Genomic DNA, 19,798 nt, shown 5'->3' with positions numbered 1-19,798 from the left:
ATCCTGTACTATGGACCGGTTTGCTCTGAAGGAGTGTTGCGACATGCTGCGTAAACATCTGTTGACCCTGGGCCTGCTGGCCATGAGCGGCCTGGCCCAGGCTGGCGACACCATCGACGTGTACCGCGACCCCAACTGCGGCTGCTGCAAGGCCTGGATCAGCCACCTGCGCGATAACGGTTTCACCGTCAACGACCATGTCGAACCGAACATGAGCTCGGTCAAGCAGCGCCTGGGCGTGGCCCCACGCCTGGCTTCGTGCCATACCGGTGTGATCGACGGCAAGTTCGTCGAAGGCCACGTGCCGGCCGAACAGGTACGCCTGTTGAGCCAGCGCAACGACCTCAAGGGCTTGGCCGTGCCGGGCATGCCGATGGGCTCACCGGGCATGGAAATGGGCGACCACAAGGATGCCTACCAAGTGATCGGGGTGACCCAGGGCGGCCAGGACACCGTGGTCGCCAACTACTGATGCTCGGCCTGTGGGCGCTGTTTTTCAGTGCCTTTGGCGCCGCCACCCTGCTGCCGCTGCAATCGGAAGCCGTGCTGGTCGGGCTGTTGCTGGGCCAGCCCGAGGCCTGGGCCACCCTGCTGCTGGTCGCCACCTTGGGCAACGTGCTCGGTTCGGTGGTGAACTGGCTGTTGGGCCGGGCCATCGAGCACCTGCGCGACAAGCGCTGGTTCCCCTTCAGCACCGCGCAGTTGGCGCGTGCGCAGCAGCGCTACCAGCGCTGGGGACAATGGTCGCTGCTGCTCAGCTGGATGCCGGTGATTGGCGACCCCTTGACGCTGATTGCCGGGATCATGCGTGAACCGTTCTGGCGCTTCCTGCTGCTGGTGAGCGTGGCCAAAGCAGGGCGCTATGCAGTGCTCACCATGATCACCCTGGGCTGGTTTCACGCTCGGTAACACCTTTCGCCCTCCCCTTGGTCCATGGGCTGTTACAGTGCTTTTTTCCTACAAGGTTCTACAGGGAGTTCTCCCATGCTGCGCGCAACAGCTCTGGCCTTGGCGTGCCTGGCCGGCGGTTCGGCCGTCGCTGCCGAATCGCCCACCTTCGGCCCCCAGCTCGAAGGTTTCCGCTACCCGCATCCGCTCCAGCATTTCGACTTCAAGTCCCAGGGCCAGGCCCTGCAGATGGGCTACATGGACGTGCCTGCACAAGGCCAGGCCAACGGCCACAGCGTGGTGTTGATGCACGGCAAGAACTTCTGCGCCGCTACCTGGGAAACCACCATCGAGGCGCTGAGCAAGGCCGGCTACCGAGTGATCGCCGTCGACCAGGTCGGCTTCTGCACGTCCAGCAAACCGGCGCACTATCAGTACAGCTTCCAGCAGCTGGCAGACAATACCCATGCCCTGCTGGAGCGCCTGGGGGTCAAGCGTGCCAGCGTGCTCGGCCACTCAACAGGCGGCATGCTCGCCACCCGCTACGCGCTGATGTACCCGCAACAGGTCGAGCGGCTGGCAATGGTCAACCCGATCGGCCTGGAAGACTGGAAGGCGCTTGGCGTGCCCTACCGTACCGTGGACCAGTGGTATGCCCGCGAGCTGAAGCTCAATGCCGAGGGTGTACGCGAGTATGAGCGCAAAACGTATTACGCGGGCCGCTGGAAGCCGGAATACGAGCGCTGGGTGCAGATGCTGGTGGGGCTAAACCAGGGCCCCGGGCATGAAGCGGTGGCGTGGAACTCGGCATTGATCTACGACATGATTTTCACCCAGCCGGTGTACCACGAGTTCAAGGACCTGCAGATGCCCACCTTGCTGTTGATCGGCGACAAGGACAGCACGGCGATCGGCAGTGATATCGCGCCGCCGCAGGTCAAGGCCAGGCTGGGCAAGTACGCCGAACTGGGGCCGCAGGTGACCAAGCTGATCCCCAAGGGCGAGCTGATCACCTTCGAAGGCATGGGGCACGCGCCGCAGATCGAAGAGCCGGTCAGGTTCAACCGCACGCTGATCGAATGGTTGGGGCGCTGAGCGCTGAGCGGCTGTCGGGCTTAGCCCCCTCCAAACCGCTGCAGTTGCATCTCCCGTAGCCGGCTCAGGGTGCGTTGAAAAGGGAACGCCAGGTAACCCTGGGTGTAGAGGGCATCCAGCGGTACGTGCGCTTCCAGGTACAATGCCACCCGGCGGTCATAACACTCGTCGACCAGGGCAATGAACCGGCGCACCGCGTCGTCCTTGGGCGACAAGGCGGGTAGCTGGCGATCGCCCGCCGCTACCCGCAGCGCCGCATCCTCGGTGCCACGGGCAATGCGCCCCGCCCGCTGTTCACCGCCCAGCGCCGGCACTGCCGATAACACAATGGCTGCAAAACGGTCGCACAAAGCCATGAAATCCACGGCTGCCAGGGGTTGCTCGCACAGGTCGGCAAAACGGCACCAGATGGCGTGGTCATTGCGGCGCACCACCTGGACTTGCCGGGTGCCGATCGGCAACGGCCGGTCGGTGCCGCCATCGTCGGGGCCAAGCTGGCGGAACACCTCGCCCAGCCGGCTGGCCTGCCCCGCCTCTACCACCCAGTAGCGCTGCTGCGCTGCGCCGGGGTGCAGGCGGTGATCCTGCCCGCCAGCCACCGGCAGCACCTGCATGTGGCGCTGGATTGCGGCGATAGCCGGCAGGAAGCGCTCGCGGTTGAAACCGTCGCGGTACAGTTGCTCGGGTGGCTGGTTGGACGTGGCGACAACCACCACACCCTCGTCGAACAGCACCTGGAACAGCCGGCCAAGAATGATCGCATCGCCAATGTCGTTGACGAACAGTTCGTCGAAGCACAACACCCGGATCTGGCCGGCGAGCTCCCGGGCCAGCGCTTGCAATGGGTCGGCAGTGCCGTTCAGCTGAAACAGGCGCTGGTGCACCCACGCCATGAAATGGTGGAAATGCTGGCGTCGGCTGGGCACGGTCAGGCAGCGATGGAACTGGTCCATCAGCCAGGTCTTGCCACGGCCGACCGGCCCCCATAGGTAAATACCCTGGGCCGGGCGGCCCTGTTCAAGGGCCTGAAAACAGCCCTGCAAGGCGTCAACGGCGCGCGCCTGGGCAGGGTCGGCGACATAGCCCTGGGTCGCCAGGGCTTGCTGGTAAAGGAATTGCGGGGTCATGGCCATGCCGCATTCTACACGGCCAAGGGCGCGCCAGGTTCAGGGCTCCTTGCTCAGGCCGACCTTGAGCAGCGCGCCATCCTTGTCATCGGTGAGTACGTACACATACCCATCCGGCCCCACCCGTACATCGCGGATGCGCGCTTTCAGATCACCGAGCAGGCGCTCTTCATGCACCACGTTGTCACCCTTCAATTGCAAGCGGATCAGTTCCTGCGTGGCCAGCGCACCAATGAACAGGTTGTGGTCCCACGCCTTGAAGGTGGGGCTGTCGTAGAACGCCATCCCGCTGATGCCCGGCGACTTCTCCCAGACCTGGTGTGGGTCGACCATACCCTTGACATGCTTGCCCTTGGCCTCGGGAATCGGCAGCAGCGAATAATTGATGCCATGGGTGGCGACCGGCCAACCGTAGTTCTTGCCGGCCTCGGGAATGTTGATTTCATCACCACCGCGCGGGCCGTGTTCGTGGGTCCACAGCTTGCCAGTCCAGGGGTTGAGCGCAGCACCTTGCTGGTTGCGGTGGCCATACGACCAGATTTCCGGCCGCACATTGTCCCTGCCGACAAACGGGTTGTCCTTGGGCACCTTGCCATCCGGCCAGATTCGCACGACCTTGCCCTGCAGTTTGTCCAGGTCCTGCGCGGTAGCGCGCTGGTTGTTCTCGCCCAGGGCGATGAACAGGTAGCCATCGCGGTCGAACACAAGCCGCGAGCCGAAATGGTTACCCACCGACAGCTTGGGCTGCTGGCGGAAGATCACGTTGAAGTTCTCCAGCCGGGCGCGGTCTTCGGACAATTGCCCGCGGCCGACCGCCGTGCCGGCCTTGCCGTCACTGCCCTCCTCGGCGAAGGACAGGTAGACCGTGCGGTCTTTGGCAAAGTCTGGCGACAACGCCACATCCAGCAGGCCACCCTGGCCCTCGGCCCACACTTTCGGCACGCCATTGATGGGCGGGCCGACCTTGCCCTCGGCGTTGACCAGGCGCAGGTTGCCGGCACGCTCGGTGACCAGCATGTCCTTGCCACCCGGCAGGAAAGCCAGTGCCCATGGGTTGCGCAGGCCATCGGCCACGGTGCTGACGGTCAGGCTGCCTTCTTCACTGGGAAACTGCTGTTCGGACGCGGCCTGGGCCAGCAGGGGCAGCAGCGCAGCGGCGGTCAGGGTGGCTAGCCAGGGTGCTCGGAGCATGCACAATTCCTTTCAAGTGGGCTTATGGCGCACGCGGGTTGTCGCGCGCTGGCCGGGACGGTTCCAGGTTCGGGGTTTGCTGCTGGCGACGCAGGTTGTCGCCATTGCCGATGCCGCGGTTGTCCAGCGTGGGCACACGCTGTTGCGGCTCGGTAGACGGGCCGCGCACCGGCGGGGTGGCCGGCAGGCTGCCTTGGCGGCTGTTGGGGTTGGCGCGCTGAATCGGGCTGTTGTACGGGTTGCGGTAGTCGGCAGCGAGCTGCAACGGTGGCTGCGGAGCCGCGTGCACGGGCAGGCACAAGGCCAGGCCAAGGGCCAGCGTGGGCAATGTCGGACTCATGCTTCACCTCCTGTAGGAAAACGCGGCGCCTGCTGGCTTTGATAGCCTGAGGCGCCAGGGGTTCGCGGCCAGATGTGTGAAAGCAGGTGGAGTTGCATCCTGATGTTTCAGCAGGCGCCGTGGGGGCCGCTGGCGGCCCCGCCCTCATTGGCCGGTATCGACCTTGTGCCGAGCGGCATACAGGCACAGCATCTCCATCGCCAGGGTTGCCCCGGCCAGTGCGGTAATGTCGGCATGGTCGTAAGCCGGTGCCACTTCCACCAAGTCCATGCCTACCAGGTTGATGCCGCGCAGCCCGCCGAGAATCTCCAGTGCCTGCACCGTGCTCAAGCCACCACACACCGGCGTGCCGGTGCCAGGCGCGTAGGCCGGGTCCAGGCAGTCGATATCGAAGGTCAGGTACACCGGGCGCTCGCCCACGCGCTGGCGAATCGCCGCAATGACCGCCTCGGTGCCCTGCCGGTGCACCTGCCGGGCGTCCAGGATGGCGAAGCCCTGGCTGTCGTCGTTAGTGGTCCGCAGGCCGATCTGCACCGAGTGGGCGGGGTCGACCAGGCCTTCACGGGCGGCATGCCAGAACATGGTGCCATGGTCGATGCGTTTGCCCTCCTCGTCCGGCCAGGTGTCGCTGTGCGCATCGAAATGCACCAGCGCCAGCGGGCCATGGTGGCGGGCATGGGCCTTCAACAGTGGGTAACTGATGAAATGGTCGCCGCCCAGGGTGAGCATCGCGCAGCCGGCTTGCAGAATGCGTTCGGCATGGGCTTCGATGCTGCCGGGTACCGACTGCGGCGTGCCGCTGTCGAAGGCGCAGTCGCCATAGTCGATCACCGCCAGGTGGTCGAAGGGGTCGAACGCCCACGGCCAGTGGCGGGCCCAGGCCTGCTGCACCGAGGCGGCACGAATGGCCCTGGGGCCGAAGCGTGCGCCGGGCCGGTTACTGGTGGCGGTATCGAACGGTACGCCGCTGACCACCACATCCACCCCACGCAGGTCGCGGCTGTAGCGGCGGCGAGCAAAACTGGTGATGCCGGCATAGGTACTTTCGGCGGCAGTGCCATACAGGCTGTCGCGGGTAATGGCCTGGTCGTTGTTCAAGGCTTGCTCCACGGTCGGGCTCCTCGGTCTGCAGGGTTATTGGCGGCTGCGAAAGGCAGTCCACAGGCGGTTGCGCTGGCGCAGGTCGGCCAGGGCCATGCTGCGGTCGGCGAACAGCCGCTGACGAACTTCGGCCGGTGGGTAGATATCCGGGTCGGTGCGCACGGCTTCATCCACCAGCGGCGTGGCGGCCTGGTTGGCGTTGGCGAAAAACAGCGTGTTGGTCAGCGCCGCCACCGACTCAGGCTTGAGCATGAAGGCGATGAACGCCCGCGCCGCCTCCGGGTGCGGTGCATCCTTGGGGATGGCCAGGTTGTCTTGCCACACCAGCGTGCCCTCGCGGGGGATGCGGTAGATCAGCTCGAACGGCTTGCCGGCACGCCGGGCCTGGTCGGCGGCCATGGCGGCATCGCCGTTGTAGGTCAGCGCCAGGCACACGCTGCCGTTGGCCAGGTCGCTGATCTGCCGGCCATTGGCAACGTAGCTGATCGACGGCTGCAATTGGCCCAGCAGCTTCTGGGCAGCTGCCAGGTCGTCCTTGCTCTGGCTGTACGGGTCCTTGCCCAGGTAGTTCAGGGCCACGCCGATCACTTCCTGCGGCGAGTCCGGCATGGCGATACCGCAGTCTTTCAGGCGGCTGGCGTACTCGGGCTTGAACAGCAGGTCGAGGCTGTCCAGCGGTACCTCCCCCAGGCGCTGGCGCACCGCCTGTACGTTCACCCCCAGGCCCAGGGTGCCCCAAGTGTAAGGCACCGCGTAACGGTTGCCGGGGTCGGCCTCGGCGAGCTTGGCCAGCAGGTCGCGGTCGAGGTTGGCATAGCCAGGCATGGCCTGAGCCTGCAACGGCTGCAGGGCATTGGCCTTCAGCGCCCGCGCCAGCACCGTGGCGGACGGCACGACAACGTCGTAACCGCTGCCCCCGGTAAGCAGCTTGGTTTCCAGCACTTCGGTGGTATCGAAGGTGTCGTAGCGGACCTTGTAGCCGGTCTCCTGCTCGAAGCGCCGGAGGGTCTGCGGGGCGACATAGTCGGCCCAGCTGTAAAGGTTCACGACTCTCTCTTCGGCTTGCAGCGGCAAGGCCAGTACCAGCGACAACAGGCACAACGATGAACGCATGACAGACACCTCGGCAAATGGGTGGATGCCGCGAGCATGTCAGCCGGGTTACATTGAAGAAATGGCAAGTTTGCAAAGCTGACATTCACCAGGAGCAATGCAATGCTCGGACAAGTGCATGACCCCGACCTGCACCTGCTGCGGCTGTTCGTCACTGTAGCCGAGGCCGGTGGCTTCAGCGCTGCACAGGGGCTGCTGGGCTTGAGCCAGCCCACCATCAGCCAACGCATGGCCCAGCTGGAAACGCGCCTGGGCTACCGCCTGTGCAGCCGGGGCAAGGGAGGGTTCCGGCTGACCGAGAAAGGCCGGATGCTGTTGGAAGCCACGCGCGCGCTGCTGCTGAACATCGAGCAGTTCCGCCAGCAGGCCAACGGTGTTGCCGGGCGACTGCTGGGCACCGTGCGCATCGGCCTGGCGGAAAACCAGGACAAGCAGGTGAGCCTCAAGCTGGCGGCGGCGATCGCGGCATTTCGCCGCCGCGTCGAGTCGGTGCAACTGGAACTGATCAGTGCGCCACCGGCGGAGCTGGAGCGGTTGTTGCTGGAGCAGCGGCTGGACTACGCCATCAGCTATTTTTCCGGTAAACAGGCGGCGTTCGACTATCAGCCCTTGTTCGAGGAACGGCAGCGGCTGTATTGCGGGAAAGGGCATCCCTTGTTCGGCATGCCGCAGGTGCCGCGCCAGCGTTTGCTGGAGCAGGACCAAGTGCGCCACCCATACCGTTTCATCGAAGGCGACGAGCCGTTCCAGAGCAGGCACGGCATGGCGGTGGCAGAACAGATCGAGAGCGTGCTGACGTTCATTCTGTCGGGCAGGCACATTGGTTATCTGCCGTGTCACAGCGCCCTGGCCTGGGAGGCCGAAGGGCAGCTGTGGGCACTGGACCCGGGGCTGGATTTTGTCGTGCCGTTTACCCTGGCCCGGCACCGGGCGCAGGTGGCCGGCGAGGCACAGCAGGCATTCGCCGAAGATGTATTGGCGGCCTTCGCCTGAAAGCCAAGCACGGTGCCTGTAGGAGCGGCCTTGCGTCGCGAAGGGCCGCAAAGCGGCCCCGGCAAGCAATACTGAATGCTCAACCCAAAGGGCCCCAGGCGCCCGGGCTCAGTAAGCCAAGCTCCAGGTCAGCGTATAGGTGCGCCCGCGCCCCTGGTAGTCGTACAGGTACGCCGGCCCGTAGGTCGGCGAATAGAAGAGCGTCGCGCGCTGCCCCCAGACCGTACTGTACTGCTTGTCCAGCAGGTTCTGGATACCCGCGCTGAAGGTGCCGAAACCGGTGTCCTGGCTGGCCAGCAGGTCGAAGGTGGTGTAGCCGTCGATCTCATGGTCGGCATCGTCCTTCAGGCTGAATGCATGGTTGGCCTGCAACCGCGCGCTGCGGCCGTCACCCTTCCAGCCAACGAAACCGGTGGCCTTCGACAACGACGCATAGCGGGCATCGCGTTTGATCCAGCCGCCGTCGACCGCCTCTTCCTCGGAGCGGGTCAGGTGCAGCGTGCCGCCCGCTTCCCAACCACTCTGGAAGTGGCGGGTCAATGCCCCTTCAAAGCCGAAGTCACGGCTCTTCTGCTCTTCGACATTGATGGTCAGCGTTTGCGAGTCGACGTTGATGATCTTGTCCGACCAGATGTAGTACAGCGCTGCCTGGGCGTCCCAGTCCAGGTCGGCATAGCGCCAGCCCAGCTCCACCTGACGGCTCTTGATCCCGGCCAAGGGGTTGTCTGCCACGCTCAGGCCCGGCTTGCCGTAGTACTTGGCCGGGTCTGGCAGATCGAAGCCTTCGCCATAGTTGGCCCACGCCTGATGGCCATTTTTGAAGTCGTAAATGGCGCCGACGTTGAACAGGTTGACCTGGTAATCGTTACTGCCGCCGGGCACGCCCTTGAAGTCGCTGACATCCACGTCCATCTGCTGGCGCCGGGCGCCGCCAGACAAGGTCAGGTTGTCGGTGGCGCGCCAGTCCAGCTGGCCATACAGCGAAACGCCATCCACCCGATAGCTCGGGTAACGTGCGGCCTTGCTCTCCTTCTCCAGGTCCAGGCCACCGGATTCGGACGAGGTCCGTGCGTTGAAGGTGGTCTGCTCGGCACTGAAGCGCTCGCGGTCCAGGTCCACGCCATAGGTCAGCTTGAGCGTGTCCCATTGCTTGGCGAACAACCCCTTGAGGCTGGAAACCTCGAAGTTCTGCTGCGAGGCAGCAAAATACACCCCCCGCGAGCCTGTAGGGGTGGCCCGGTTGTAGTACGGGAACGGGTAGAAGTTGTCGTCTTCCTTGCGGTACGACGCTTGCAGGTAGAAGTCCTGGCCGAGCACGTCGCTGTGGTGGTAGTTGGCGTTGAGCAGCAGGCGCCGGGTGCGCGGCTCCAGGCCGGCTGAATAACCGCTGCGCAGCTCGGCGTCTTCCAGGTCGGAGGGCGCGTTGTAGTTCAGGTTGGGGAAGTAGATGCCGGTGCTGCCGTGGTTGCCCGAGTCGTAATACTGGGCCAGCAGGTCAAGGCTTTGCTGCTCGTTCAACTGCATGCCCAAGCTGCCGAGCACATCGACCGTGCGGTTGTACTGCAGGTCGGTCTGGGTGTTGTCGATGAATATCTGCTCGCCGGCCCCGTCGTAGAACGCTTCGTTCTGCTCGCCGGAGATACCCAGGCGGGCATTGACCCGCTCGTTGCCGCCGCTGATCGACTGGGCAAAGCGGGTGGCCAGGTCGTCGCTGTTGTTGAAGCCGCTGCTGGCACCCAACTGGGTCTCGAAACGGGCCGGCCCGGGTTCGCCCTTCTTGGTGACGATGTTGATGATACCGCCGGTGGCGCCCCCGCCGTACATGGCGCTGGCACCAGACAGCACTTCGACGCGCTCGACATTGAACGGCGAAATGCTGTCGAACTGGCGTGACAGCCCCCGCGAGCTGTTCTGGCTGACCCCGTCGATCATCACCAGCACATTGCGCCCACGCATGTTCTGGCCGTAGTTGGTGCGCCCTTCCGGTGCCAGGTCCAGGCCCGGCACCAGCTTGCCGATGGCTTCCTTCAGGCTGACGCCACTGTCGATCTGTTCGCGCAGTTGCTGTTGGTCGACCACCCACACGGTCCCGGGGATTTCGCTGATTGCCGTACTGGTACGCGAAGCCACACTGACTTCGATCGGCTTGAGGTTGACCGCCTGCGGCGCAGCCTCGGCCTTGCGCAGGGTCACCGTGCGGGCATCGCTGAATTGCCAGCCCATGCCACTACCGGCCAGCAATTGTTGCAGCGCCTGCTCGACACTGTAGCTGCCGCGCAGGGCCGGGCCGGCCAGGCCGGCGACATCGCCGGTGGTGTACAGCAAGTGCAGGCCGGCCTGGTCGGCAAACGAGGTCAGGGCTTGGTCCAGCGGCTGCGCAGGCAGGTCGAGCTGAACCTGCCGGGCCTGCAGCTGGGCGTTTTCGGCGGTGGTCGAAGCAGCCGCCTGCAGCGGGCCGGTCAGCATGGCCAGGGCACTGCAAGACAACAGGGCATGGTGAAGTGAACCGCGGCGGCGGGGCAAAGGCTTGGGCATCAGAGACACGTAGGCGCTTCCTGGCAAGTCGTAAATGAGAATGAGTTGCTGATCAGTCCCACTACGACGATCTGGCTTGCAGGAACTTGCAGTGGCCACTGCAAATTTTTTCTGCGCTGGCCGCTCAATGCACCACGGCCAACCAAGGCAGGTAGGTCACCTTCAGCCCATACCGCTGCTCCAGGGTGCGCAACAGCGCCTGCGGCTCATCCAGGTCGAAGACCCCACTCACCTCCATCGCCGCCAGCTTGCTGTCGGACAGCACGATGCGCCCGTGCCGGTAACGCTCCAGCTCTTGCAGCACCTGCCCCAACGGCTTGCCATTGAAGATCAGCTTGCCGCGCTGCCAGGCCAACTGGGCACCGGCATCCGCCGCTACTGCCAACGGCTGCTCGCCGACCTTGGCCTCGCCCCGTGCCAGTACCACGTGCCCATCACGGCGCACGCTGAAGGTGGCGGCACGGCCCTGCACCGCTGCACCGGCCGTGTCCACCACGAACGGCCGGGCATCATCGGCCATTTCGAACAGTGCCTCACCTGCAGCCAGCACCACGCGCCGCTCATGCTCGCTGAATACCACACGCAAGGCGCTGGCACTGTTCAGGGTGACCCGGGTGCCATCGGCCAACGTCACGACCTGCCGCTCACCCACGCCAGTGTGGTAATCGGCCAACAACACCGGCGCCTGCTGCCAGGCGACCAGGGCAGTGACCAGCAATACCCCGCAGGCCGCTACGCCCGCCTGCTGCAGCCACCGGCGGCAATGGCGCAGGGCCTGGCCAATGTACTTGGCCACCATGCTTTCCGACACGCCAAGGCGTTGTGCGACCTGCTTCTGGGTCAGGCCGTCGACGCGGTTCAGCAACAAGGCCTGGCGGGCCTTGCAGGGCAACTGCAACAGCGCCTGATCGAGCAGTTGCAGGCGCTCACGCGCCAGCAACACCGCCTCGGGCGCTGGCGCTGGGCAGGCTAGCTCGCCTGCCCCGGCGCAATCATCGTGGCTGGCCGCGATGCGTTGCTCGCGGCGCAGGGCGTCGATGGCCAGGTTACCCGCCACGCGGAAGATGAAACTGCGCGCGTGCAGCACCGGCAACGCCTGCTCGTCGATGTTCACCAGCTTGAGGTAGGTTTCCTGCGCGACGTCGGCGGCACGCTGGCGGTCGCTCATGCGCCGGGTCAGGAACTGCAGCAAGTCGTCGTAGTGCTCCTGGAAACTCGCCAGCAGGCCCGACACAGGTGAAGTCAGCATGGGTTTGGGAACGACCAGTAAGAGAAGTTATCGGCTGTTAATGAGAAACAGTATCTTTCATCTGACCCAACACTTTCAACGCCGGCGCGCATTTGCCACACTGACGGCTCGTTCACTTAGGCAAGGTCGTACCCATGGTTGCCCGACTGCACCGCTACACCCGCCTGTTCATCGCCCTGTGCCTGACCAGCAGCCTGGCGGCCTGCGCGCTCCTGCAGCCACGCGACCCGCTGAACATCAGCGTAATCGGCATCGAACCGCTGCCGGGGCAGGAACTGGAGCTGCGCATGGCCGTGAAAATGCGGGTGCAGAACCCCAACGAAGAGGCAATCGACTACAACGGCATCGCCCTCGACCTGGAGGTGAACGGCCAGCCACTGGCTGCCGGGGTCAGTGACCAGCAGGGGCACATTGGCCGCTACGACGAGGCAGTGATCGTGGTGCCGGTGAGCATCACGGCGTTCTCTTTCCTGCGCCAGGCCTATGGGCTGGGCCAGGTGGGTACCCTGCAGGGCCTGCCCTACAAGCTACGCGGCAAGCTGGCCAGCGGGCCACTGGGCACCGTGCGCTTCACCGACGAGGGCAAGCTGGACCTGCCCAAAGGGACCACCTGGTAACCAGCGGGCGCTCAGCGGTTGGCGCTGGCTGCTGCCATCAGCTTGTTGACTTCGCTGCGGACCATGCTGGCGTATTCGGGCGGCGACATGCCCTCCAGCTCAGCGCGCACCCACTCGGCCCACTTGCCTTTGCGCCGTGGCTTCTCGGCGATCAGCCGGGCGGCTTCGCCCTTGGCCTTGCCCAGGTTGGTCTGCCACATTTCGAACAGCCGGGCCTTCTCTGCCTCGATCTGCGCCCGTTCCTCGAAGCTCATGTTGGCCAGATTGAAACTCATGCATCACCTGCTAGACCGTAAATGGCGGCTATCTTACACCAACGCGCCAATCTCACGCCGACGCAACTTTTCCGGCGCGCAAGTATCCATTGTTCAAACCACCCATCGACGAGGACACTTTAATGGCCCGGAAAAAAGCCACGCTGGCCGACAGCGATCAAATCAAGGACCAGGTCTTCAGTGAGTTGCAGGCGCTGATCGAAGAATCGGAGAAGCTGCTCAACGACAGCGCTGCCCTGGTTGGCGAAGAAGCCGACAGCCTGCGCGCGCAGGTCAGCCTGAAGCTGAAACAGGCACGCCAGGCCGCCGCAAACATGCGTGACAAGGCGCAGCCCATGGTCAACGCCACGCAGGACTACATCGGTGGCCACCCGTGGCAAACCGTGGCCATTTCCGCCGGCCTCGGCCTGGTGGTGGGCCTGCTGCTGGGCCGGCGCAACTGACCGAGCGGCCGCGCCGGCGGCACGCTTCAGGCGGCTTGCGCCAGCGGAATCCCGCTGTGGAAGCGCAGCTCCTGGTCGGGTGACTGGATAAGCTCCGCTTCCGCCGCGCGCACCAGTTCAATGCGGCGGGCAATGTCCGCCGCATCCCCATAGTGGTGCGCCAGTTTCAGGTAGCCTTGGTAATGGCGCGCCTCGCTTTTCAGCAGGCCATGGTAGAAACGGCCCAGCTCTTCATCCAGGTGCGGCACCAACGCGGCAAAGCGCTCGCAGCTGCGCGCTTCGATGAACGCCCCGACCACCAGCGTATCCACCAGCTTGACCGGCTCATGGGCGCGCACCAGCCGGCGCAGCCCCGATGCGTAGCGCCCCGCCGACACCGGCCGCAGCGGTACGCCACGGCGTTTCATCAGGCGCAGCACCTGCTCGTGGTGCACCAGCTCCTCGCGCGCCAGGCGCGACATCATGTTGATCAGGTCAAGGTGGGTGTTGTACTTGGCGATCAGGCTCAGGGCTGTGCTGGCGGCCTTGAATTCGCAGTTCTTGTGGTCGATCAGCAAGGTTTCCTGGTCGGCCAGTGCTGCTTCGATCCAGGCGTCTGGCGTCGGGCAGCCCAGGAAGGCATCGATTTCGGGGGTCAGGGACATGAGCATGCAACCACACGGAACAGGCAGGGCTGGCGATTATACCGGCGGTGGCGGTCGGCGCCAGTGGCTATGCTTGATGTGTATCAAGCACCCGCGCGGGCAGCGGGGACTATAGTCAGGCATTGGTCGCCCCCCTTTGACTGGAGTTAACGCCCATGCAAGCCATCCGCAGCATTCTCGTGGTGCTCGACCCCGAACACGCCCACAGCCGGGCACTGACCCGGGCCAAGCTGATTGCAGGCGTCACCGGCGCGCGCCTGCACCTGCTGATGTGCGACAAACGGCATGACCACAGCGCGCTGTTGAGCGTGCTGAGCCGCCAACTGCACGACGACGGTTATGACAATGTCTCCCACGAAGAGGCCTGGCGCGATAACCTGCACGACAGCATCATCTACGTGCAGCAGGCCGAAGGCTGTGAGCTGGTAATCAAGGAACACCGCCCCGACAATCCGCTGAAAAAGGCCCTGCTCACCCCCGGTGACTGGAAACTGCTGCGCCAATGCCCGTGTGCCGTGCTGATGGTCAAGAGCGAGCGGCCGTGGACTGGCGGCAGGATTCTGGCCGCGGTGGACGTTGGCAACCAGGACGAGGATCACCGCCGCCTGCACGCCAGCATCATCGACCATGGCCATGACATCGCCGCGCTGGCCAAGGGCGAGCTGCATGTCATCAGCGCACACCCGTCGCCCATGCTGTCCGCGGCCGACCCGGTCTACCAGTTGAGCGAAACCATCGAGGCACGCTACCGTAAAGCGTGCGAGGCGTTCCAGGCCGAGTACGGCATCAGCGAGGAACGCCTGCACGTGGCTGAAGGACCGGCAGATGTGCTTATCCCCCATACCGAGCAGCGGTTGGATGCGGTGGTGACCGTGATCGGTACGGTGTGCCGCACAGGGATTACCGGGGCGTTGATTGGCAATACTGCAGAGGTGGTACTCGATGAGCTGAAGGGCGACGTGCTGGTGCTCAAGCTTGAAGAGACCAGCACCAAGCTGGCCGAACGGGTCCGGGGTTGACGCCCCCTGCAGGCGGGCCACAGCGGCGCGCCTGCAGGGGGCCGCAGGTACCCGTCAGCCCAATGCTTCACGCACCTTCGGGTCCAGCCCCTCCCCGTCGTTGGCTGCAATCCACTCCAGCAACTGCCTGCGCATGGCCGGCGTCCAGAAGCTTTGCAGATGCTGGCGTACCCCTTGCACGGCCAGCGCTCGGTTAGGCTCGCTGTCGAAGTAATGGGCAATCTGGTTGGCCATCTTGACCAGGCTGGCGCTGCTCATTGGCGTACCTCGGCTTTCTCCGCTGTGCGGCGCTCCTGCAGCAGGCGCCGCTGTTCGTCACTGAAGTCCTGATAGCGCTGCTGCCATTGCGAAGGCTGGAACACTTTGACCACCTCCACCGCCGTGACCTTGTACTCGGGGCAGTTGGTAGCCCAGTCGGAGTTGTCGGTGGTGATCACGTTGGCCCCCGACTCGGGGAAGTGGAACGTGGTGTACACCACCCCCGCGGCCACCCGCGCACTGACCTTGGCGCGCAGCACCGTCTGCCCGGCACGGCTGCCAATGCCGACCCAGTCGCCGTCCTGGATACCCCGGCTTTCGGCATCGGTAGGGTGGATTTCCAGGCGGTCGGCGTCGTGCCAGGCCACGTTGCCGGTGCGCCGCGTCTGCGCGCCGACGTTGTACTGGCTGAGGATGCGCCCGGTGGTCAGCAACAACGGGTAACGGCTGTTGACCTTTTCGTCGGTCGGCACATAGCCGGTGAGCATGAAGCGGCCCTTGCCCCGCACGAACTGGTCGATGTGCATGGTTGGCGTGCCATCCGGCGCGGCCTCGTTGCAGGGCCATTGCAGGCTGCCATGGCGTTCGATTTCGGCGTAGCTGACCCGGCGGAAGGTTGGGGTCAGGCGGGCGATTTCATCCATGATCTCGGACGGGTGGCGGTAGTGCATCGGGTAGCCCAGGGCGTCGGCCAAGGCGATGGTAGCTTCCCAGTCAGCCTTGCCGGCCAGCGGTTCCATGACCTTGCGCACCCGTGAAATTCGCCGCTCGGCGTTGGTGAAGGTGCCGTCTTTTTCCAGGAACGAACTGCCCGGCAGGAACACATGGGCGAACTTGGCGGTTTCGTTGAGGAAGATGTCCTGCACCACCACGCACTCCATCGCGAGCAAGGCTGCGGTGACGTGCTGGGTGTTGGGGTCACTTTGGGCAATGTCTTCACCCTGGCAATACAGCGCCTTGAAGCTGCCGTCCAGCGCTGCCTCGAACATGTTGGGAATACGCAGGCCCGGGTCGGGCTGCAAGGTCACGCCCCAGGCCCGCTCGAACTCTTCACGCACCGCCTGGTTGGAAATATGCCGGTAACCGGGCAATTCATGGGGGAACGACCCCATGTCGCACGAACCTTGCACGTTGTTCTGGCCGCGCAGTGGATTGACCCCTACCCCTTCACGGCCGATGTTGCCGGTGGCCATGGCCAGGTTGGCGATGGCCATCACCGCGGTGCTGCCCTGGCTGTGCTCGGTCACCCCAAGGCCGTAATAGATGGCCGCATTACCGCCGGTGGCGTACAGCCGGGCGGCGGCGCGGATCTGCTCTGGCGCTACGCCACACACCGGGCCAAGCACTTGCGGGGCGTTCTCGGCACGGCTGACGAAGTCGCGCCAGCGGGCGAAGTCTTCGGTTTCGCAGCGGGCATCGATGAAGCCCTGGGCCAGCAGGCCCTCGGTGACGATCACATGGGCCAAGGCGTTGAGCATGGCCACGTTGGTACCAGGGCGCAGTTGCAGGTGCAGCTCGGCACGGGCGTGCGGCGCGTCGACCAGGTCGATACGCCGTGGGTCGATCACGATCAGCCGCGCGCCCTGGCGCAGGCGGCGCTTTAGCTGCGAGCCGAACACCGGGTGGGCGTCGGTAGGGTTGGCACCGATCACCAGTATCACGTCGGCCTGCATCACCGAGTCGAAGCTTTGCGTACCTGCCGACTCGCCGAGGGTCTGCTTCAGGCCATAACCGGTCGGTGAATGGCAGACCCGGGCACAGGTGTCGACGTTGTTGTTGCCGAACGCCGTACGCACCAGCTTCTGCACCAGGTACGCCTCTTCGTTGGTGCAGCGGCTGGAGGTAATGCCGCCAATGGAGTCACGCCCATACTTGAGCTGGATACGGCGCAATTCGCTGGCGGCGTAGTTCACCGCCTCGTCCCAGCTGACCTCTTGCCACGGGTCCTCCAGGCGCTTGCGGATCATCGGTTTGGTGATGCGGTCCGGGTGGGTCGCGTAGCCCCAGGCGAAACGCCCTTTGACGCAGGCGTGGCCATGGTTGGCACCGCCGTTCTTGTCCGGGACCATGCGCACCAGCTTGTCCCCTTTCATTTCTGCGCGGAACGAGCAACCCACACCGCAGTAGGCACAGGTGGTGACCACCGAACGCTCGGGCTGGCCCAGTTGCACCAGGCTTTTTTCCGTCAGGGTCGCGGTTGGGCAGGCCTGCACACAGGCGCCGCACGACACGCACTCCGAAGCCAGGAAATTGTCCCCGCCGGCCGCCGCCACCCGCGACTCGAAACCACGCCCGGTGATGGTCAGGGCGAAGGTGCCCTGGATGTCCTCGCAGGCGCGCACGCAGCGGCTGCAGACAATGCACTTGCTCGGTTCATAGTCGAAATACGGGTTGGAAACGTCCTTTTTCTCAGCCAGGTGGTTGGCGCCTTCATAGCCATAGCGCACCTCGCGCAGGCCAACCTGCCCGGCCACGGTCTGCAGCTCGCAGTTGCCGTTGGCCGAACAGGTGAGGCAGTCCAGCGGGTGGTCGGAGATGTACAGCTCCATCACGTTGCGGCGCAAGCCGGCCAGGCGCGGGGTTTCGGTGCGCACCACCATGCCTTCGCTGACCGGCGTGGTGCACGACGCCGGGTAGCCGCGCATGCCTTCGATTTCCACCATGCACATGCGGCACGAGCCAAAGGCTTCAAGGCTGTCGGTGGCACACAGTTTGGGGATGCTGGTGCCGAGCATGGCCGCGGCGCGCATCACCGAGGTGCCAGCTGGCACACTGATGGCACGGCCGTCGATGCTCAGGCTGACCTGCACGTCGCTGTCGCGAGCCGGGGTGCCCAGGTCGGTTTGCGGGTCGAAGAAGTTGATCACTGTGCGGCCTCCGTGGTGGTCAGCCCGAAATCGGCGGGGAAGTACTTGAGGGCGCTGGCGACCGGGTAGGCGGTCATGCCACCCATGGCGCACAGCGAACCGTACTGCATGGTGTCGCACAGGTCGCGCAGCAACAGGGCGTGGTCATGGCGCTCGCCCGTTTCGCTGCTGGCGATCAAGCGGTCGACCACCTCCATGCCCCGTGTCGAGCCGATGCGGCACGGGGTGCACTTGCCGCACGACTCCTCGGCGCAGAACTGCAAGGCAAAACGCGCCATGCTGGCCATGTTCAGGGTGTCGTCGGCGACCACCACACCGCCATGGCCGAGCATCGCGCCCATGGCGGCGAAGGCTTCATAGTCCAGCGGCGTGTCGAAGTGGCTGGGTGGCACCCAGGCGCCAAGCGGGCCGCCGACCTGCGCAGCTTTCAGCGGCCGGCCGCTGGTCGTGCCGCCCCCGTATCCCTCTACCAGCTCGCGCAGGGTCAGGCCAAAAGCCCGCTCCACCAGGCCGCCGTGGCGCACATTGCCGGCCAGCTGGAACGGCATGGTCCCCAGTGAGCGGCCCATGCCGAAGTCACGGTAGAACGCCGCGCCCTTGGCCAGGATGATCGGCACCGAGGCCAGGGTGAGCACGTTGTGCACCAGTGTGGGCAAGCCGAACAGGCCTTGCAGCGCGGGCAATGGCGGCTTGGCGCGGACGATGCCGCGCTTGCCCTCGATCGATTCGAGCAGTGCGGTTTCTTCACCACAGATGTAGGCGCCGGCCCCCACCCGTACCTGCAGCTCGAAAGCCCGGCCGCTACCGGCTACGTTGGCCCCCAGGTAACCGGCCGCACGGGCGATGGCAAACGCCTGCTCGAGCACACGGATGGCATCGGGGTATTCCGAGCGCACATAGATGTAGCCCATGTCGGCGCCCACGGCGAGGCCGGCAATGATCATGCCCTCGATCAGCAGGAACGGGTCGCCCTCCATCAGCATGCGGTCGGCAAAGGTGCCGGAGTCGCCCTCGTCGGCATTGCACACCACGTACTTCTGGCCTGCGCCAGCGTCCCGTACGGTGCGCCACTTGATACCCGCCGGGAAGGCCGCACCACCGCGGCCGCGCAAGCCGGAGTCCAGTACGGCAGCGACCACTTCGGCGCCGTCCAGCGCTACCGCGGCTTCAAGGCCGGCGAAACCGCCGTGCGCCCGGTAGTCATCCAGCGACAACGGCCGGGTAATGCCGGCGCGGGCAAACAGCAGCCGTTGCTGGGTCTTGAGGTAGGGGATGGCCTCGACCGGCCCAAGCGCCAGCGGGTGCTGGGCGGGCTCACCAGCCAGGGCATCGAGCAGCGCCGGCACGTCTTGTGCGGTAACCGGGCCAAAGCCGAGGCGGCCTTGCGCACTGTCGCACTCGACCAGCGGCTCCAGCCAGTACAGCCCACGCGAGCTGGTGCGCTGGATCTCCAGCGGCAACTGGCGCCGCTCGGCTTCGCGCTGGAAGGCCTCGGCGACCTGGTCGGCGCCCACGGCGCGGGCGACCGAATCACAGGCAATGAACAGCTTCAGCATGCTGCATCCTCCTGGCAGGCATTGACCAAGGCGCGCAAGCGCTCGGGGGTGAGCCGTGCATGCACCTGGCCGTCGAGTTCCAGCGCGGGTGAGCAGGCGCAGGCGCCCAGGCAATACACCGGGCGCAGGCTGATGGCGCCGTCGGCACTGGTGCCATGGTCGTCGAGTGCCAGCTGTTCACGCAGCTGCGCCGCGAGTGCCTCGGCGCCACGGCTCTGGCACGACTCGGCGCGGCACAGGCGCAAGGTATGGCGTGCCGGCGGCGCAGTGCGGAAATCATGATAGAAACTGATTACCCCACGCACCTCGGCCAGGCTGAGGTTGAGGGCGTGGGCCAGTTCGGGAACGGCGGCATCGGGGATGTAGCCCAGGTCATGCTGGATAGCATGCAGCATCGGCAACAGGGCGCCGGGGGTGTCTTTGTCGCGCGCCAGAATGCGCTGGATAACGGGCAGGTGGAGCAATTCATCAGGCATACAGCGGACCT

The 19,798-nt window shown here is 65.1% G+C and carries 20 protein-coding genes; 7 read left to right on the top strand and 13 right to left on the bottom strand.

Annotation, left to right across the window (positions count from 1 at the left end; translation table 11 throughout):
- Positions 1-43 precede the first annotated feature (43 nt).
- The 3 genes from QME24_RS07100 to QME24_RS07090 all read left to right on the top strand — a co-directional run bounded on the left by QME24_RS07100 (position 44) and on the right by QME24_RS07090 (position 1,983).
- Positions 44-472 (top strand): DUF411 domain-containing protein, encoded by a 429-nt coding sequence (locus QME24_RS07100; protein ID WP_054904905.1) that lies wholly within the window; start codon positions 44-46, stop codon positions 470-472.
- Positions 472-909, top strand: a complete 438-nt coding sequence (locus QME24_RS07095; protein ID WP_009684188.1) for a YqaA family protein — start codon at positions 472-474, stop codon at positions 907-909. Before QME24_RS07100 ends, QME24_RS07095 begins: the two co-directional genes overlap by 1 nt.
- A gap of 75 nt (positions 910-984) precedes the next feature.
- Positions 985-1,983, top strand: coding sequence for an alpha/beta hydrolase (locus tag QME24_RS07090; RefSeq protein WP_009684189.1), 999 nt, complete (start codon positions 985-987; stop codon positions 1,981-1,983).
- A gap of 20 nt (positions 1,984-2,003) precedes the next feature.
- On the opposite strand, the gene zapE is transcribed toward QME24_RS07090, so the two are convergent.
- From zapE to QME24_RS07065, 5 genes are all read right to left on the bottom strand, one after another.
- On the bottom strand, positions 2,004-3,116 hold the full coding sequence (zapE, locus tag QME24_RS07085; RefSeq protein ID WP_054904906.1) for a cell division protein ZapE: 1,113 nt from the start codon (positions 3,114-3,116) through the stop codon (positions 2,004-2,006).
- Between the two features lie 33 nt (positions 3,117-3,149).
- A complete protein-coding gene (locus tag QME24_RS07080) occupies positions 3,150-4,301 on the bottom strand; it encodes a PQQ-dependent sugar dehydrogenase (RefSeq protein WP_280091369.1) in 1,152 nt (383 codons plus the stop codon).
- 22 nt (positions 4,302-4,323) lie between these two features.
- Complete coding sequence (locus tag QME24_RS07075; protein ID WP_009684192.1) at positions 4,324-4,641, bottom strand: hypothetical protein; 318 nt, start codon at positions 4,639-4,641, stop codon at positions 4,324-4,326.
- Between the two features lie 144 nt (positions 4,642-4,785).
- Entirely contained in the window at positions 4,786-5,751 is a 966-nt protein-coding gene (gene speB, locus QME24_RS07070; RefSeq protein WP_161892099.1) for an agmatinase, read from the bottom strand.
- Between the two features lie 24 nt (positions 5,752-5,775).
- A complete protein-coding gene (locus QME24_RS07065; RefSeq protein WP_232891974.1) occupies positions 5,776-6,855 on the bottom strand; it encodes an extracellular solute-binding protein in 1,080 nt (359 codons plus the stop codon).
- A gap of 102 nt (positions 6,856-6,957) precedes the next feature.
- Here QME24_RS07065 and QME24_RS07060 point away from each other — a divergent pair, with 102 nt between their 5' ends.
- A complete protein-coding gene (locus QME24_RS07060) occupies positions 6,958-7,848 on the top strand; it encodes a LysR family transcriptional regulator (RefSeq protein WP_054904909.1) in 891 nt (296 codons plus the stop codon).
- Positions 7,849-7,956: 108 nt separating this feature from the next.
- Here QME24_RS07060 and QME24_RS07055 read toward each other — a convergent pair whose 3' ends face one another.
- The gene (locus QME24_RS07055) at positions 7,957-10,383 is read right to left on the bottom strand and encodes a TonB-dependent receptor (protein WP_280091376.1); all 2,427 of its coding nucleotides are present in this window, start codon (positions 10,381-10,383) and stop codon (positions 7,957-7,959) included.
- A gap of 124 nt (positions 10,384-10,507) precedes the next feature.
- A complete protein-coding gene (locus QME24_RS07050; RefSeq protein ID WP_280091370.1) occupies positions 10,508-11,632 on the bottom strand; it encodes a sigma-70 family RNA polymerase sigma factor in 1,125 nt (374 codons plus the stop codon).
- Between the two features lie 134 nt (positions 11,633-11,766).
- Here QME24_RS07050 and QME24_RS07045 point away from each other — a divergent pair, with 134 nt between their 5' ends.
- Positions 11,767-12,249 carry an LEA type 2 family protein gene (locus tag QME24_RS07045; RefSeq protein ID WP_192439867.1) on the top strand — a complete coding sequence of 161 codons (483 nt, stop codon included), beginning with the start codon at positions 11,767-11,769 and terminating at the stop codon, positions 12,247-12,249.
- Between the two features lie 11 nt (positions 12,250-12,260).
- On the opposite strand, the gene QME24_RS07040 is transcribed toward QME24_RS07045, so the two are convergent.
- Positions 12,261-12,524 carry a hypothetical protein gene (locus QME24_RS07040; RefSeq protein ID WP_009684201.1) on the bottom strand — a complete coding sequence of 88 codons (264 nt, stop codon included), beginning with the start codon at positions 12,522-12,524 and terminating at the stop codon, positions 12,261-12,263.
- Between the two features lie 122 nt (positions 12,525-12,646).
- Between QME24_RS07040 and QME24_RS07035 the strand changes: the two genes are divergently transcribed.
- Complete coding sequence (locus QME24_RS07035; RefSeq protein WP_047149846.1) at positions 12,647-12,967, top strand: DUF883 family protein; 321 nt, start codon at positions 12,647-12,649, stop codon at positions 12,965-12,967.
- Between the two features lie 26 nt (positions 12,968-12,993).
- On the opposite strand, the gene QME24_RS07030 is transcribed toward QME24_RS07035, so the two are convergent.
- Positions 12,994-13,611: a tRNA-(ms[2]io[6]A)-hydroxylase gene (locus QME24_RS07030; protein ID WP_009684203.1), complete on the bottom strand. Its 618-nt coding sequence runs from the start codon at positions 13,609-13,611 to the stop codon at positions 12,994-12,996.
- A gap of 155 nt (positions 13,612-13,766) precedes the next feature.
- On the opposite strand from QME24_RS07030, the gene QME24_RS07025 reads away from it, so the two are divergent.
- Positions 13,767-14,630 (top strand): universal stress protein, encoded by an 864-nt coding sequence (locus QME24_RS07025; protein ID WP_280091371.1) that lies wholly within the window; start codon positions 13,767-13,769, stop codon positions 14,628-14,630.
- Positions 14,631-14,684: 54 nt separating this feature from the next.
- Here QME24_RS07025 and QME24_RS07020 read toward each other — a convergent pair whose 3' ends face one another.
- The 4 genes from QME24_RS07020 to QME24_RS07005 are packed head-to-tail and all read right to left on the bottom strand — an operon-like array spanning position 14,685 to position 19,787.
- On the bottom strand, positions 14,685-14,888 hold the full coding sequence (locus tag QME24_RS07020) for a formate dehydrogenase subunit delta (RefSeq protein ID WP_009684206.1): 204 nt from the start codon (positions 14,886-14,888) through the stop codon (positions 14,685-14,687).
- Positions 14,885-17,755 (bottom strand): formate dehydrogenase subunit alpha, encoded by a 2,871-nt coding sequence (gene fdhF, locus QME24_RS07015; RefSeq protein WP_280091372.1) that lies wholly within the window; start codon positions 17,753-17,755, stop codon positions 14,885-14,887. The genes QME24_RS07020 and fdhF overlap by 4 nt, the downstream gene beginning before the upstream one ends.
- Complete coding sequence (locus QME24_RS07010) at positions 17,752-19,311, bottom strand: formate dehydrogenase beta subunit (protein ID WP_280091373.1); 1,560 nt, start codon at positions 19,309-19,311, stop codon at positions 17,752-17,754. The genes fdhF and QME24_RS07010 overlap by 4 nt, the downstream gene beginning before the upstream one ends.
- Positions 19,305-19,787, bottom strand: coding sequence for a formate dehydrogenase subunit gamma (locus QME24_RS07005; RefSeq protein ID WP_029885286.1), 483 nt, complete (start codon positions 19,785-19,787; stop codon positions 19,305-19,307). Before QME24_RS07005 ends, QME24_RS07010 begins: the two co-directional genes overlap by 7 nt.
- Positions 19,788-19,798: the final 11 nt, after the last annotated feature.

Origin of the sequence: Pseudomonas sp. PARCl1, from assembly GCF_947311875.1 — a bacterium.
GTDB classification, from domain to species: Bacteria; Pseudomonadota; Gammaproteobacteria; order Pseudomonadales; family Pseudomonadaceae; genus Aquipseudomonas; species Aquipseudomonas juntendi.
The sequence above is the reverse complement of the archived record's forward strand: the minus strand, read 5'-3'. Positions and strand labels throughout refer to the sequence as shown.

Bases quoted from the DNA above. Each gene is read 5' to 3' on its own strand.
- QME24_RS07020 (WP_009684206.1), bottom strand. From the start codon at position 14,888: ATGAGCAGCGCCAGCCTGGTCAAGATGGCCAACCAGATTGCCCATTAC.
- QME24_RS07005 (WP_029885286.1), bottom strand. From the start codon at position 19,787: ATGCCTGATGAATTGCTCCACCTGCCCGTTATCCAGCGCATTCTGGCG.
- QME24_RS07080 (WP_280091369.1), bottom strand. From the start codon at position 4,301: ATGCTCCGAGCACCCTGGCTAGCCACCCTGACCGCCGCTGCGCTGCTG.
- QME24_RS07025 (WP_280091371.1), top strand. From the start codon at position 13,767: ATGCAAGCCATCCGCAGCATTCTCGTGGTGCTCGACCCCGAACACGCC.
- QME24_RS07055 (WP_280091376.1), bottom strand. From the start codon at position 10,383: ATGCCCAAGCCTTTGCCCCGCCGCCGCGGTTCACTTCACCATGCCCTG.
- zapE (WP_054904906.1), bottom strand. From the start codon at position 3,116: ATGGCCATGACCCCGCAATTCCTTTACCAGCAAGCCCTGGCGACCCAG.
- QME24_RS07035 (WP_047149846.1), top strand. From the start codon at position 12,647: ATGGCCCGGAAAAAAGCCACGCTGGCCGACAGCGATCAAATCAAGGAC.
- QME24_RS07100 (WP_054904905.1), top strand. From the start codon at position 44: ATGCTGCGTAAACATCTGTTGACCCTGGGCCTGCTGGCCATGAGCGGC.
- QME24_RS07075 (WP_009684192.1), bottom strand. From the start codon at position 4,641: ATGAGTCCGACATTGCCCACGCTGGCCCTTGGCCTGGCCTTGTGCCTG.
- QME24_RS07095 (WP_009684188.1), top strand. From the start codon at position 472: ATGCTCGGCCTGTGGGCGCTGTTTTTCAGTGCCTTTGGCGCCGCCACC.
- QME24_RS07090 (WP_009684189.1), top strand. From the start codon at position 985: ATGCTGCGCGCAACAGCTCTGGCCTTGGCGTGCCTGGCCGGCGGTTCG.
- QME24_RS07060 (WP_054904909.1), top strand. From the start codon at position 6,958: ATGCTCGGACAAGTGCATGACCCCGACCTGCACCTGCTGCGGCTGTTC.
- QME24_RS07040 (WP_009684201.1), bottom strand. From the start codon at position 12,524: ATGAGTTTCAATCTGGCCAACATGAGCTTCGAGGAACGGGCGCAGATC.
- QME24_RS07050 (WP_280091370.1), bottom strand. From the start codon at position 11,632: ATGCTGACTTCACCTGTGTCGGGCCTGCTGGCGAGTTTCCAGGAGCAC.
- QME24_RS07030 (WP_009684203.1), bottom strand. From the start codon at position 13,611: ATGTCCCTGACCCCCGAAATCGATGCCTTCCTGGGCTGCCCGACGCCA.
- QME24_RS07045 (WP_192439867.1), top strand. From the start codon at position 11,767: ATGGTTGCCCGACTGCACCGCTACACCCGCCTGTTCATCGCCCTGTGC.
- QME24_RS07010 (WP_280091373.1), bottom strand. From the start codon at position 19,311: ATGCTGAAGCTGTTCATTGCCTGTGATTCGGTCGCCCGCGCCGTGGGC.
- QME24_RS07065 (WP_232891974.1), bottom strand. From the start codon at position 6,855: ATGCGTTCATCGTTGTGCCTGTTGTCGCTGGTACTGGCCTTGCCGCTG.